Here is a 14,170-nt window from a genome sequence, read left to right as displayed (position 1 = left end):
GCATCACCTTGACATGGTGGGGGTCAGTGGTTCGAGTCCACCCGGTCGCACCATCTTACCTTTCGCAACCTTTCATATATAATCAAAAAACCTTTATAAATCCAGTAATAACAGGGCTTTTCGGTTGTTTTACCCCTCGCAACCTTTCGTATTAAATCGGTTCTGACCAAAGATTTTAGTAACTATCATAGTAACTATGTGCTAAATTTGTTTTTACATAGTTACTAAAAACAAAAGGAACTTGATATGGCAAGGGTTACAAAGCCTTTAACCAATACAGAAATTGACCGGGCAAAACCAAAGGGCAGGCCCTATACTTTAACTGATGGCAATGGACTATTTTTGCTTATCTCCACCACCGGTTCTAAAACGTGGCAATTTAATTATTATCGCCCTGTCATCAATAAACGCACTAAGTTTAGTATCGGGGCTTATCCTGAAATATCTTTATCACAAGCACGGGCAAAACGTGAGGAATTTCGGGCATTATTGGCTAATGGTGTCGATCCGCAAGAACAAATAAAACTGCAGGGGCAAGAACAATCACATACATTCTATTCCATTGCCTGCCGTTGGAAAGAAAAGAGGGCGAAAGAAGTAGAACCGCTTACAATGCAAAAAAATTGGGCTAGGCTTGAACGCTATCTATTCCCGGTGATTGGCAATTATAAAATAGACAAAATCACTTCCCCTTTGCTCATTGAAGTGTTAAAGCCTCTAGACGATCAGGGCTTTAATGATACGCTACATAGAATGTTCAATCTAACCAATCAGATTTTTAATTATGCCGTCACAATCGGCGTGATTCAGATAAATTTATGCCAAAAGGCGGCAAGTGCTTATCATAAAGCACCACAAACCAATCACCCGGCAATTAAGCCGGAACAACTGCCTAAACTGCTCTTTGATGTTGCCAATGCTCGACTTTCTTTACTTACTAAGCTCTTGTTTAAGTGGCAACTGCTTTCAATGGTTAGACCTGCTGAAGCGGTATCGGTTGAATGGGCGGAAATAGACTTTGTTAAAAATCTTTGGGTTATTCCTGCTATTAAAATGAAGAAAACTAAGCAAGGGCAATTTTCCCATATTGTGCCGCTTTCTTCGCAAATGCTTTCTCTGCTACAAGAGTTAAAGCCAATGACTGGGCAACATTGTTTTGTGTTTCCTCATAATCACTTGCCTAATAGGTCGGCGAGTAAAGAGCTGGTCGCTAATGCTTTGCGCAAAATTGGCTATAAAGGCATTCAGGATAGCCACGGTTTACGATCTATTGCTAGAACGTATTTAGAAGAACAGGCGATTGATTTTCGGATCGCTGAAAGCTGCCTTGCTCATAAGATAGGCGACTCAACCAGTCAAGCCTATAATCGTTATGATTATGTTGAGTTACGTCGCCCGGCTATGCAAATTTGGGGCGATTATGTGGAAAAGTGCGAAAAGACTATCTAGTCCAATAAATTTTTTTTGCTAAAAGGTGTTCACCCTGTGCATTAGCAATATTTTTTATTTATATTTCAATATCTTAAATATAAAAAATAGGGTGTAGAGTGTTCACTTTAGGGGTGCACCCTTTTAGGCTATTTTAGGCAATAAAAAGGGCATTTCTGCCCTATTTTTAAACCTAACTATTTATTTTATAAAGGATTTTATAAACTCTTCCACATCCTTAAAATGCACGTTAGTGCGAAAGCCTGATTTTGTTCTTTTTTTGGCATAGTCCGGCTTATTGCCGTGCTGTTTAAGCCCTTGTTTCAGTGATATAGCAAAATTATTTAGGCTTAATTCGCTTTTTATGCCGCCAGCTCTGGTAAAGGCAAGATATGCCGGATAAAGGTGTGTGCGTTCTGCCCTAAACATTCCGGCATTGCCCACAAATAGCCCGTTGCATTGCTCACTTGTGAAGAAATAGCCACAAAATTCGGTGATATGGTCGGTTTGTGATTTTACTTCTAACGCTTCTTCACTTCCCTGCTGATTGTATAAAGCCCGTTTTGCGTCCATTGGGTCTTTAAATCGCTGCATAAGTTGATAAACTACGCCGCTAATTTCTTGTTCAATCTTTGCCAATAAGTCCGGATCACGTTGCTCATCAGGAACAACACGATCAAAACAATAAATAACACGCCGTCTATCAATGCCTCCGCAACGTTCTGTAAATCGGGTCGCTTCGTTATTGACTATCATCACCAGCGATTGAATAACCGTATCAAAAGGTTTTCTATATTTTGGGTTAATGCTTACCGGGTCGCCTCCGGTAATGCTCTTTAATCCTGCCCCATCACCGCCATAGCGTGACTGTTCGGAACTGATGATCAAATTTTTATTGATGAAGTTTTCTCGCCCTTTTGGGTCGTCCATATCTTCTAAGCGTCCTTGTGCGGTGCTATTGCTGCCTACTAGCATTGTCGCAATCTTAGCAAAAACAGATTTACCACTTCCGCCATCTCCGGTGATTTCAAAAAAGAGTTGCCAGTCATAACGGTTGGTCAACACGGCATAAAGTGCGGCCAGAATATTCGTTTTTTTCTGTTCATTGCCGTTGGCCACAAATTCTAACCAGTGATTAAAGTGCGGTGTTGGTTGTGGTTGGTCGCTATAATCACAATTCAGGCAAGAGGTGACAAAATCCTCTCGCTTGATTGGCTCAAATAACAACGTATTACGGTTTAACGTGCCATTTCGGAAATAGATTAATGATGATGAAGACTCTATCATTTTTGGTAACTGTATTTTTAAGGTGTTGATCAACCTCAAAACAGAAACATCACTGTATAAAAGTTGATTTACCTCAAAAAATTGCACCGCTTTTTCTTCCAGTGTTTCATCATCTACTTGTTGCCAAAGATTGCCATCATAAGCATAGATTTCACGGCTGCCACGTTGTAACGCTAAATCAAGCCCTAACCACTGCTTAAATGCCTTTGCTTTTTCGCTGGTGGCGGAACTGTCTTTAATCGTTTCATCACGGTTTAACCATCCTCTAACTTCCTGTTCATTGGCTACCGTGTCGCCTTTCCTCATTCTTTCAATGTAGCCGCTTAAATCCTCCATTCTGTCGCCAATAGAATTATATAAAGCGACTGTTTGCGCTTCGGTGTGTTTGGCAAGGTTTAAGCAAATTTCATCTAATTGATCACTGCTAAGCTCGCCATATTGGAAAATATCAATCATCTTTTTATCTTTCGGGGCTAATCGATATTGGCTAATCTGCTTTAACTGCGCTTCGCCTAGAATAACGGGAACGGCGTTGCGCCGTTCGCTGTCATTTTCTGCAATAAGTAGCCATTCTGTGCCGTTGCCTTTATTCCACGCCTGCCACGCATTAGAGCCGGCTAGAATAGTTAAAGCACTATAAGGCTCACCCATCTTCTGCTTTGCCATATTTGGGGCGTTTTTCAATGGTTTAGTCATTGTTCACCCTCCGCCAATTTCTCGCTTTCCGTCCGCTCGGTTTCCAACTGTTCCACATCCGCTACCACTGCCGTTAAAAGCTCAATTAAAAACTTGGCTGAACGTTTAAAGGCTTTATTTTTTGCTTGCTGTTCAGTGTTTAACGTTTGATCATTGATTAGCTCAAGCAACAATTTACGCCCTTGTACAAGCCCTTCAAGTAGGGCTTGGCTCTCTTTTTTCATCTGAGTTTTATGATGAAAAGCATCAGGGAAATTATCAAAGCATCTGCGGTTAGCCAGCTTGATTAGCTCGCCTTGCCGTTTCCATTGTGGAAAATGACTTATTGTTGAAGTAGGTTTAGCCATTGTTCGCCTCCTTTAAGAAAAAAGGGGCTAGCCTCAAATCAGTTAAAGGCAATGTATTAAATTCAAATAATGGAAATATTACCTGGAAATGTCTGATTGCCGTTCTCGCCTCTTTCTCATTCTCAACAATGCCAAAAATCATTGATGATTTCATTTCAAAAATCGCTAAACCTGCTTTAAACGTCTTTGAAATTTGCAAAAGTTGCCCATATTTTCGGTAATATTCCGCTTGATAGGCTTTTGCCAGTTTTTCGCTGGTGGCTAATCTTTGAATAAGGTTTAATCCCAATCCATTACCAATATCAACGGTTCTTGTGATTTTATACATTTTAATCCTCCTTTAACATTGCGATTCTGTCTTCGATCATTTCAAGCTGTGCATATAACAAGGTTTCAATGCCCTTTAAGGCATCTTGAATTTCACAAGGCTCTAACGCTTCAATATCGGTGCGTCCGGCTAGAATATTTAATAGCGTGATCGGTTGGTGTAACGCGCTAATGTCTCTTTCTAAAACCTCAAGTTGTAGTGTTTTATTTTTGGTATTAGCGCTCATTGCTCACCTCCACAGAAGCTAAGCAGAATGTAAATTTGCATTGTGATAGAAAAGCAGCTATAGGATAAACCGCGCCTAATAGTGCGGTGGGTTTTGTGATAGTTTTCATTGTGGAAGTTCTCTTAACAGTAATTAGTAAATGATTTGCCAACCTTGATAGGTGTGGCAAGGCTTCAACTACCGCTGTTAATCGGCTCACCTTATTCGTGCGGATAAACTCCGCCTTAGTTCGGCGTATAGACCTTGCCACAAATTCGGCATTATCTGATAGGGTTAGTCGCCCTTGGATATGAATTTGAGGTGTAAAAAATCCGCAAGTCTTACGGGTGCGGTTTCCGTTGTATGTAGTAGTGTCCGCAATACTACAATTTACTACATTAGGGGTCAAGGTGAGATTAAACATTTTTCACCCCCAAAATCACAAAAAACGGGGCGACTTGTGCGGTGGCTTGCTCGATACTGTCGGCATTTATGCGCACGGTATAACGTGGGAATAAGGAAAAATGTTTTTTTGTATTGCGTAAGTCTGAACGGCTCACGGCTTTGAATAGATAAAGCATTGCTGTAACTCCACTGAATAAATATTTAGAAGTTACCGCGAAAGTTTCCAGGCTTGGGCGGTAACGTGTTACGGGCTGGAAAACTGCGATCAGTGGAACACAGCAAAGGGCGAAACCTTTCCCATAACACGCTACCATAGAAGAACACGCCATTTTTAGGCGTTCTTTGGGTGTGTTTGTGCTACGCATAAAAAAACACGCATTAATAGGCGTGTTACTATACGCCACTGATATATCGTTCGAGTTTCCAGGCTCGGCACTGTTTGAAAGTGCGGTGTTAAAATACGATAAATTTGCCTCGGTTGCACGATAAAAATTTTCATTCATATCAAAATATATATGAACGATATTCATATTTTGGCTATAATTGGTTTTCGTGATTTGCATAATCATCCTGTTTTCTGGGTATTGAATATTAAGGCTTACCGCTGTAAGCCTTTTTCTTTGCTTAGTTTCCTTTGTAACTTCCACCAGCGGTGTAAGTTGTGACAATGTGACAAATAAAAATTAGTGGTTAATAAGCGTATTTAAGTGCGTTTCTGCTTCGGTGAGTACGTCAAATGCCAATTCTAAGACTTCTTCAACAGATAACGGCTTGCCGTCTTTGTCGGTAACTTGTCCGCCTTGATTGCTAGCGATTTCTAGCAAGGTTTTTGTCTGCTCGATACTTTCCGCCAGCTCTTGCATTTCAATTTCTGCCAGTGCTGCAATCGTGTTGATGGATTTAAAAATTCCGGTTCGGCTAACTGGCTTTGATTTGCCTTTCTCCGTCATTGAAACCGCGTTTAATCCGCCAGCTTCTGAAAGTGCTTTAATTTGGGCGATAAGTCCTTTAATTTCGCCTAATTTGATTTTTTGTGATGTTGTCATTTCTTTAGTCCTCCGGTGTTGAATGTAAGGTATAAACGGCTATGCCGTTGTGCTTAACCCCTGCGTGATCGATTTCGTTTTTTTTGCTGGTGGAAATGTCATAGCCTTGTGCGCGTAACTCCATAATACGCGGTGCCGGGCTACAAATGCCCATTGCTCTAAATTCCAATGTTGAACAAGCCCCTTGTTTTAACCTGTTCAAAATGGCTAATCGCTGCGTGTTGCGGCTAGTATCAGTGATTTGCATAATTCCTCCTTGCTGTGTTTTTCTTGTCTGTTTTTTGATTAAGTTCTAATCGCTAATATAAAATCTGATAATGCACTTAATACACTTGGCAATAACCATAAAATCAGTGCAATAAATATCCCCATTCCAACATATCGAAAAAATGATTTAATGCCGTCTGATATGGCTAATCCTGCTTTGTCTGCACCTTGCTCGCTCATATTTCCCCCTATATTGACTATCGTTAATAATCTGCTGATAAATCCAATAATGCCTTTATGCTGCATTTACTTACCTTTGATTTATCCACTATTCAACCAATCCAATTTTGGATTGGTTGCCAGAACGTGCCGCTTTCTGCTCTTCAATCCACGCATTCACTTCTTCTAAATCCCAACGGATAAAATTTTGTGAAAAGCGGATCGGCTGTGGGAATTGATTTGCTTTAACTAGCTCATTCAATTTTGTGCGGCCAAAGCCAACAAAGGCGGTTACTTCCTTGCCTGAAATAAGTTTTTTAATTTGCTCCATCTTTCCCCCTTATGCGTTGATACTGTCTAAATAGGCTTTTACGCTGCTTTCAGGGTAACGGCTACAAGCTCCAATTTTTACCCGTTTTAATTTGCCTGCACGTACAAGGCGATCTACAGTTGAACGTGATCCAATGCCTAACGCTGTGAGTTCTTTTTGTGTGTAGTGTTTTTCAATAGGTGTTTTTTCCATTATTTCCCCCTTTAAAAATACGTTGCTGAATAAGTCTAGGTTTATCCCTGTGCGTCTTGGTGGTGGAAATTATGGAAAATGAAAGGATTAAGTTATAGACTAAAAAGGTTTGTAAAGGATATAGAATAAAGCCCATAAAAAAGGCTATACCCTTTATTAGAATATAGCCTTATTGGATGTAATAATTGCCGTTAATTAAAGCCTTGAAAGGTCTCTACGCCTTGCGGTGTTCTTCCTCTTGTTTTCACATTTTCAGGAATAATTATTTGATAAATCGCTTCGGCTAACTTTTCATTATCACTAAAATAGCGTTTGATAAATGCCTTTAATTCCTCTTTCGTTGGGTAAGAGTGCGGATTGTCTTTATCCACTTTTGAGGCAAATTTCTTTATAACCTCAAAAACAATATTTAAATTTTCGCTTGTATGGCCGTAAATGCTAAATTGATCATAATCAACAGCATTGAAATTCACTTTTTCGGCTTGCTCTTCTTTGCTTTGTAATATTGTTTCTAATTCGACAATTCTTTGTTTAGCCTGTTCAAGCTCTTTTTCTAAATTATCATTTTCTTCTGAAGTGTTTTCGACTATTGTCGCGTTAGGGTCTTTATAACTCGGAACATTCCAATTTAAGCCGTATGTTTTCGCCCATTGGTTGGCGGTGTCGTGCGATATAAAATAGCTAGTATTGCCATAAAAATCATAGCCTATTCGCCCTTTAATTCTTTTATTTTCAATTGCATCAACCAAAGCGGAATAAATACGATCATATTCAATATGGCCATCGCCAAAGGGAATATCTAAAAATATGCAAATAACATCTTCAATAGAAAGTTCGGGAAACATTGCAAATGTAGATAAATTGGCATTTAGTTTTGGCTTTTTATTATTCGGCTCAATGCTTACGCCTAACGATTTTTCGATATCTGACTTTTTAATTAAAAGATCGCTTCTTAAATCCATCATTCCCCCTTCTCAAAATGGCATATCATCATTTAAGTAATCTTGTAATCTTATATCAAGTGCTTTTAATAAAGCCGGTTCTTTAGATTTTAATAATCTTGGCTTTATTCCTGATATTTGCTCGTATAGGTAACAGTCTTCGCCCTGCATTTGCAAAGTCCGGATTAAATCGCTAAGTGCTTTTTCTCGATCGTTTTTATTGAAAGGCAAAGCCCATTTAATAAGTTCTTCAATAGAGATAAATTGATTTTTGTTATAGGAATTGTCACCCATAAAACGCCCCTATACGTTGCCCTATTTATTGATGGTAGTGCAACAGAAAAGCAAATAGGGTTACTTTCTCTTCAAGCCGGTTAATTACGCCGTCTCTAGTTGCACTTAATTTTGAGTTATTAAGGAATAGTTAATAACTGATTAATTGCTTCTTTGTGCGTCATTATACGTCTACATAAATCACAAACGCAATCATTTAACTGTGTTTTTATCTAGTAATAAAAAAGCCCTGCCAATCGGCAAGGCTATTTTTTTAATTGAATAAGTTCTTAATGCTGGTGGATTAAAATATCTGCACTAATACCCATTTTTTTATTGATATTTCTAATCATATTTAGCGTTAGCGGTCTTGTTTTATTGAAGATTTCATAAACTCTATTTGGCTTGCCAATAATCCCTTCTAAATCTTTAATTTCAAGCCCTTGTTGCTCCATTCTAAACTTAATCGCCTCTATTGGATCAGGCGGTTCTATTGGGTAGTGCTTCGCCTCGTAAGCCTCAATCAAAGCAAGCATTATTTCAAAATAATCTTGCTGTTCTTCTGTCATTTGCTCTAAATCAAAATAAGGCTCTATATTGCGTAACGCCGCTTGATAATCGGCTTCTGTTCTTATTGGCTTGATATTCATTTCTTCCCTCCCTTTACGGCTCAATGCTATCTGCGTTGATATTGTCATATTCTTTATGTGTGCCTATGAATTTAATGTAAATCGCCCCCATCTGAAATGCGATAGCAACAATTAAGCGGTGATCATTGCCTTTAATGTTAAAGACAACACGGCGATTTTTTAAAATACTTGCATTACGATACTGCGCCTTTATATCGTGTACGCTTTGCCAGTTTGCTTTTTTAGCTTCCGCAATCCAGGCTTTTAAGGGCTGTTCCGTTTCTGGGTGCTTTTGATAGTAAGCGATTAATTTTGCCGTTGAGATAATTCTCATTTCTTTCCCTCAAGTTTTGAATTGATTATATCCCAAAATGGGATTAATTCAATGATTATCTTAAAAAAGGTAGAAAAACTGTAATAGCGATTACATAAGGTTACAGGGGCGGTTGCTTGGGGTTTTTCGTTGAACTTTTTGCCCGCCCTCCTATGAAAAAGGTACTCCCAACGGGTAGGGCTTTCCACGGGGTTGCGGGCTCGCGGTTTTCGGCAATTTTTCGCTTTTCTAGTCATCATCATCTTGTTGAATAATTAAGGCAAATAGGGCGATCAAAATATCATTGTTTTGCCTGCTTATGCCTTATGTAATAAGGGTTTATAGCGTGATCAAGAAATAAAAATAATTCTCTAAAATGATGTCGATAAATGTCGAAAATACAAAATTAAATTAGTGGCTCAATTTAAGCCACTAAATACAGATTTAAAACTTCTTCAAAGGTGAACACTGATGAACACTGGTTAACACTAGTGTTCACCCTAAAAATATTATATATATTATTGATATATATTTATTTTTTTCTTTAAATATATAAAAGGTGAATAGGGTGTACACTATTTATAAAAAATATTGTTCGGCAAAGAGAAAACTAAGCTAAAATAAAGCCGTATAGTAACAAATTACGGTGGCTTTGGATTTTAGTAACTATGAAAGTAACTATGAACAAATTAATAAAATAAAATATCAATTAAAATCAATCATATAAATAATTAAAACGAGTCCACCCGGTGCACCATTCTTATTTTTAATATCTTATATTTCCAACCCATTTAATATCGTATAGATAGTTTTAATTAATACATTTTTTAATTTAATCATCCCATTCTGATGAATTTTTAGTTATGTTGTTGATTTTAAACGAAATTTATTAAAATTATTATACTTAACCTTGCACTGTTTTCTTTTTGTACGAACAGATTTACGCTCAGATTAAGAAATCCTTTATTTTTAAATAAGTTATTTTTTGTCAATTATAGATCGCTCATTTCAAAAAATTTTTCTGCTTGAGTTTTTCTCGAAACACATTATATTGACGAAAATTTTTTTAAAAATACAACATATTGTGTTAGGGATCTTTATTAATGAATACATCACTTCGAGTAACTAAACGTGATGGGCGTTTAGAGCCTATCAATTTGGATAAAATCCATCGTGTAATTACTTGGGCAGCAGAAGGTTTAAATAATGTTTCTGTTTCGCAAGTAGAATTGCGTTCACATATTCAGTTTTATGAAGGCATTAAAACTTCTGATATTCACGAAACAATCATTAAATCTGCTGCAGATTTAATTAGTAAAGATACTCCAGACTATCAGTACCTTGCTGCTCGTTTAGCTATTTTCCATTTACGTAAAAAAGCTTTCGGTCATTTTGAGCCACCTCGCCTTTATGAACAAGTAAAGCGTTTAGTTCGTATGGGGAAATACGACGCTTCTCTTTTAGTAGATTATTCCCGTGAAGAATGGGATGAAATGGATACTTATCTCGATCATTGGCGTGATATGACTTTCTCTTATGCTGCTGTTAAACAGCTTGAAGGGAAATATCTAGTACAAAATCGCGTAACTGGTGAGATTTATGAGTCTGCTCAATTTTTATATATTTTAGTCGCTGCCTCCTTATTTGCCCAATATCCAAAAGAAACGCGTTTGAATTATATTCGCCGCTTTTACGATGCGACATCCACTTTTAAAATTTCATTACCAACACCAATTATGGCGGGTGTTCGTACCCCAACTCGTCAATTCAGCTCCTGCGTATTAATCGAATGTGATGATAGTTTAGACTCAATTAATGCAACTTCTGCCGCTATTGTGAAATATGTGTCACAACGTGCCGGAATTGGCGTAAATGCCGGCGCTATTCGTGCATTGGGTAGTCCAATCCGTAATGGAGAAGCATTCCATACCGGCTGTATCCCATTTTATAAACATTTCCAAACAGCGGTGAAATCTTGCTCTCAAGGTGGTGTTCGCGGTGGTGCTGCAACGGTTTATTACCCAATTTGGCACTTAGAAGTTGAAAGTTTATTAGTATTAAAAAATAACCGTGGTGTTGAAGATAACCGTGTGCGCCATATGGATTACGGTGTGCAGTTAAATAAACTGATGTATCAACGTTTAATTAAAGGCGCAGATATTACACTCTTCAGCCCATCTGATGTGCCGGGGCTTTATTCAGCGTTCTTCGCCGATCAGGAAAAATTTGAACAGCTTTATTTAAAATATGAGCAGGATCCGGATATTCGTAAACGTTCGGTTAAAGCTATCGAACTGTTCTCGTTATTAATGCAGGAGCGTGCATCAACTGGTCGTATTTATATCCAAAACGTGGATCATTGTAATACTCACTCGCCGTTCGATCCTGCAGTGGCACCGGTGCGTCAATCCAATCTCTGCCTTGAAATTGCGTTACCGACCAAGCCGTTGCAACATATTCACGATGAAAACGGTGAAATTGCGCTTTGTACCCTTTCTGCATTCAATCTTGGTGCATTAAACAATTTGGATGAATTGGAAGATTTAGCTGATTTGGCAGTGCGTGCATTGGATGCTTTATTGGATTATCAAAACTATCCAGTGAAAGCAGCTGAAATTGGGGCAATGGGTCGTCGTGCGTTAGGTATCGGTGTTATTAATTATGCCTATTATTTAGCCAAAAACGGTGTGCGTTATTCGGACGGTTCTGCCAATGATTTAACTCACCGCACTTTTGAAGCGATTCAATATTACTTATTGAAGGCATCAAACCAATTAGCAAAAGAGTTCGGGCCTTGTCAATTCTTTGATGAAACAACTTATGCCAAAGGTATTTTGCCGATCGATACCTACAAAAAAGATGTCGATAGTTTAACCAAAGAACCACTGCATTATGACTGGGAAAGTTTACGCAAAGAGATTCAAGAATTTGGCTTGCGTAACTCAACCTTAACCGCATTAATGCCGTCAGAAACCTCTTCACAAATTTCTAACGCAACAAATGGTATTGAACCACCACGTGGATTTGTCAGCATCAAGGCATCAAAAGATGGTATTCTGCGTCAAGTTGTGCCAAATTATGAAAATTTAAGTGAAAATTATGAATTGCTTTGGGATATTCCGAATAACGATGGTTACTTGCATTTAGTTGCGATTATGCAAAAATTTATCGACCAATCCATTTCGGCTAATACCAATTATGATCCACAACGCTTTGAAGACGGTAAAGTGCCAATGAAAGTGTTGTTAAAAGATTTATTGACAGCCTATAAATATGGAATAAAAACGCTTTATTATCAAAATACGCGTGACGGTGCTGAGGATAGTCAAGAAGATCTTGATGATGGCTGTGCCGGCGGTGCTTGTAAGATTTAATTCTAATAAAAAGGTCAGTCACTCTGACCTTTTTCTTACTCATATCTAGTCGAGGAAAATAAAATGGCTTATACCACCTTCTCACAACATAAAAACGATCAACTTAAAGAGCCGATGTTTTTCGGACAAAACGTAAATGTGGCACGTTACGATCAACAAAAATATGAAACTTTTGAAAAACTTATTGAGAAACAACTCTCTTTTTTCTGGCGTCCGGAAGAGGTGGATGTATCTCAAGATCGTATTGACTATCAATCTTTACCGGAACACGAAAAACATATTTTTATCAGTAATTTAAAATATCAAACACTGCTCGACTCAATTCAAGGTCGAAGTCCAAATGTAGCTTTGTTGCCGTTGGTATCTATTCCCGAATTAGAAACTTGGATAGAAACTTGGACGTTCTCAGAAACCATTCATTCTCGTTCCTATACACATATTATCCGCAATATTGTGAATGATCCTTCGATTGTATTTGATGATATTGTTACGAATCAGGAAATCATTAAACGAGCAAGAGATATTTCAGCTTATTATGATGATCTAATTCGTGATTCACAGCTCTATTCCCTTTATGGTGAAGGGAGTTATACAGTTGACGGTAAAGAATATCAAGTGACATTACGAAATTTAAAACGTCAGCTCTACCTTTGTTTAATGAGTGTCAATGCATTGGAAGCTATTCGTTTTTATGTTTCTTTTGCCTGTTCTTTTGCCTTTGCAGAACGTAAACTGATGGAAGGCAATGCAAAAATTATCAAATTTATAGCTCGTGATGAAGCTCTTCATCTCACTGGAACACAACATATTCTAAATATTATGGCTGCAGGTCAAGATGATCCAGAAATGGCAGAAATTGCAGAAGAATGTCAACAAGAAGCCTATGATCTTTTCGTTGCCGCTGCTGAACAAGAAAAAGATTGGGCAAATTATCTCTTTAAAGATGGTTCAATGATCGGATTAAATAAAGATATTTTGTGCCAATATGTAGAATATATTACTAATATTCGTATGCAGGCGGTTGGTTTGCCATTACCATTTACTACTCGTTCCAATCCAATTCCATGGATTAATGCGTGGTTGGTATCCGATAATGTACAAGTTGCTCCACAAGAAGTGGAAGTTAGCTCCTATCTTGTTGGTCAGATTGACTCTAAAGTTGATGTCGATGATTTTGAAGATTTTAAACTTTAAATTAAAAAAGAGTTGATTGAACTAGGGCGTGAAAATTCACGCCTTTCATTTTTTGGCATATTTTTTTCTTATCAGATTACTTTAATTTTCTTCTTTTATCACAAATTTATAGGATTTCTACTAAATAATCTTCTTTTCTTGGTGTTTAATTTACACCTAGAAATTTAATTATTTTGTTTAAAAAAGTAAAATTATTATAGATACTTAAAAAAAGGTATGTTACAATAAAAAAGCCTGGTTTATAGGCAAACTTTTATTCATTTTTTATTCATAAGGAATCGTAACAATGAAAAAATTACTTTTATCTTTATCATTAATGGGTATTGCAGTTAGCGTATCTGCTGCAGATTTATCGCCTGCTTGCCAAAAATATTTTGAGGAGTATGAAGGTATGCTGAAAGCAATGCCACAAGCACAAGTTGACGTATATAAACAACAATATGAAGCAGCAAAACAACAATTTGCCGCTTTACCTAGCGCTGCTCAAGATCAAAGTTGTACTCAAGCACTTGAGCAACTAAAACAATCTAAAGCTGCAATGGGCATTAAATAATTAAGATACATTTCTTAATTCGCCCCTCGCACGTATTTGCCTTAGTGGGGGGGGGGTATTTTCGCTAACCTATTATCTATAATTCTTTGTTTTATTACCTCCTTTTCTAAGTTTCTTTAATTGCTTATTTTTCATCTATCTATAAATCTATTTTATCTCTACCCTAACCAAATTCAGAAAATAAAAAAATCAGCCAACGATT

The 14,170-nt window shown here is 37.6% G+C and carries 18 protein-coding genes; 4 read left to right on the top strand and 14 right to left on the bottom strand.

Annotation, left to right across the window (positions count from 1 at the left end):
- Nucleotides 1-246: 246 nt before the first annotated feature.
- The gene (locus QV04_RS10045) at nucleotides 247-1,449 is read left to right on the top strand and encodes an integrase arm-type DNA-binding domain-containing protein (protein WP_065231697.1); all 1,203 of its coding nucleotides are present in this window, start codon (nucleotides 247-249) and stop codon (nucleotides 1,447-1,449) included.
- A 180-nt stretch (nucleotides 1,450-1,629) separates the two neighbouring features.
- Here QV04_RS10045 and QV04_RS10040 read toward each other — a convergent pair whose 3' ends face one another.
- The 14 genes from QV04_RS10040 to QV04_RS09970 all read right to left on the bottom strand — a co-directional run bounded on the left by QV04_RS10040 (nucleotide 1,630) and on the right by QV04_RS09970 (nucleotide 8,868).
- Nucleotides 1,630-3,411, bottom strand: coding sequence for a DNA primase family protein (locus tag QV04_RS10040; RefSeq protein ID WP_065233427.1), 1,782 nt, complete (start codon nucleotides 3,409-3,411; stop codon nucleotides 1,630-1,632).
- Nucleotides 3,408-3,758, bottom strand: coding sequence for a hypothetical protein (locus tag QV04_RS10035; protein WP_065231699.1), 351 nt, complete (start codon nucleotides 3,756-3,758; stop codon nucleotides 3,408-3,410). The genes QV04_RS10040 and QV04_RS10035 overlap by 4 nt, the downstream gene beginning before the upstream one ends.
- Complete coding sequence (locus QV04_RS10030) at nucleotides 3,751-4,086, bottom strand: hypothetical protein (RefSeq protein ID WP_065231700.1); 336 nt, start codon at nucleotides 4,084-4,086, stop codon at nucleotides 3,751-3,753. The genes QV04_RS10035 and QV04_RS10030 overlap by 8 nt, the downstream gene beginning before the upstream one ends.
- A 1-nt stretch (nucleotide 4,087) precedes the next feature.
- Nucleotides 4,088-4,312, bottom strand: a complete 225-nt coding sequence (locus QV04_RS10025; protein WP_065231701.1) for a hypothetical protein — start codon at nucleotides 4,310-4,312, stop codon at nucleotides 4,088-4,090.
- Between the two features lie 395 nt (nucleotides 4,313-4,707).
- The gene (locus tag QV04_RS10015) at nucleotides 4,708-5,259 is read right to left on the bottom strand and encodes an ash family protein (RefSeq protein WP_065231703.1); all 552 of its coding nucleotides are present in this window, start codon (nucleotides 5,257-5,259) and stop codon (nucleotides 4,708-4,710) included.
- Between the two features lie 120 nt (nucleotides 5,260-5,379).
- On the bottom strand, nucleotides 5,380-5,742 hold the full coding sequence (locus tag QV04_RS10010) for a hypothetical protein (protein WP_065231704.1): 363 nt from the start codon (nucleotides 5,740-5,742) through the stop codon (nucleotides 5,380-5,382).
- 4 nt (nucleotides 5,743-5,746) lie between these two features.
- Nucleotides 5,747-5,989, bottom strand: coding sequence for a helix-turn-helix domain-containing protein (locus tag QV04_RS10005; protein WP_065231705.1), 243 nt, complete (start codon nucleotides 5,987-5,989; stop codon nucleotides 5,747-5,749).
- A 38-nt stretch (nucleotides 5,990-6,027) separates the two neighbouring features.
- On the bottom strand, nucleotides 6,028-6,189 hold the full coding sequence (locus tag QV04_RS11690; protein WP_196767680.1) for a hypothetical protein: 162 nt from the start codon (nucleotides 6,187-6,189) through the stop codon (nucleotides 6,028-6,030).
- 88 nt (nucleotides 6,190-6,277) lie between these two features.
- Nucleotides 6,278-6,499: a helix-turn-helix transcriptional regulator gene (locus QV04_RS09995; RefSeq protein WP_065231706.1), complete on the bottom strand. Its 222-nt coding sequence runs from the start codon at nucleotides 6,497-6,499 to the stop codon at nucleotides 6,278-6,280.
- Nucleotides 6,500-6,508: 9 nt separating this feature from the next.
- A complete protein-coding gene (locus QV04_RS09990) occupies nucleotides 6,509-6,691 on the bottom strand; it encodes a helix-turn-helix transcriptional regulator (protein WP_065231707.1) in 183 nt (60 codons plus the stop codon).
- Nucleotides 6,692-6,882: 191 nt separating this feature from the next.
- Nucleotides 6,883-7,656, bottom strand: a complete 774-nt coding sequence (locus tag QV04_RS09985) for a hypothetical protein (protein ID WP_156539729.1) — start codon at nucleotides 7,654-7,656, stop codon at nucleotides 6,883-6,885.
- A gap of 9 nt (nucleotides 7,657-7,665) precedes the next feature.
- Nucleotides 7,666-7,926 (bottom strand): hypothetical protein, encoded by a 261-nt coding sequence (locus QV04_RS09980; RefSeq protein ID WP_065231709.1) that lies wholly within the window; start codon nucleotides 7,924-7,926, stop codon nucleotides 7,666-7,668.
- Nucleotides 7,927-8,195: 269 nt separating this feature from the next.
- Nucleotides 8,196-8,555, bottom strand: a complete 360-nt coding sequence (locus QV04_RS09975) for a helix-turn-helix domain-containing protein (RefSeq protein WP_039087268.1) — start codon at nucleotides 8,553-8,555, stop codon at nucleotides 8,196-8,198.
- A gap of 13 nt (nucleotides 8,556-8,568) precedes the next feature.
- On the bottom strand, nucleotides 8,569-8,868 hold the full coding sequence (locus QV04_RS09970) for a type II toxin-antitoxin system HigB family toxin (RefSeq protein WP_039096622.1): 300 nt from the start codon (nucleotides 8,866-8,868) through the stop codon (nucleotides 8,569-8,571).
- Between the two features lie 1,082 nt (nucleotides 8,869-9,950).
- Here QV04_RS09970 and nrdA point away from each other — a divergent pair.
- The 3 genes from nrdA (at nucleotide 9,951) to QV04_RS09950 (ending at nucleotide 13,968) form a co-directional block, all read left to right on the top strand.
- Nucleotides 9,951-12,221, top strand: coding sequence for a class 1a ribonucleoside-diphosphate reductase subunit alpha (nrdA, locus tag QV04_RS09960; RefSeq protein WP_065231710.1), 2,271 nt, complete (start codon nucleotides 9,951-9,953; stop codon nucleotides 12,219-12,221).
- A 63-nt stretch (nucleotides 12,222-12,284) separates the two neighbouring features.
- Nucleotides 12,285-13,415: a class Ia ribonucleoside-diphosphate reductase subunit beta gene (nrdB, locus tag QV04_RS09955; protein ID WP_065231711.1), complete on the top strand. Its 1,131-nt coding sequence runs from the start codon at nucleotides 12,285-12,287 to the stop codon at nucleotides 13,413-13,415.
- 286 nt (nucleotides 13,416-13,701) lie between these two features.
- A complete protein-coding gene (locus QV04_RS09950; protein ID WP_065231712.1) occupies nucleotides 13,702-13,968 on the top strand; it encodes a DUF5339 domain-containing protein in 267 nt (88 codons plus the stop codon).
- The last annotated feature ends 202 nt before the right edge of the window (nucleotides 13,969-14,170 follow it).

It is taken from the genome of Gallibacterium genomosp. 1 (genome assembly GCF_001678575.1).
Lineage (GTDB): Bacteria > Pseudomonadota > Gammaproteobacteria > Enterobacterales > Pasteurellaceae > Gallibacterium.
Note: the sequence above shows the minus strand (reverse complement) of the source record. Positions and strands in the feature narration are given on the sequence as shown.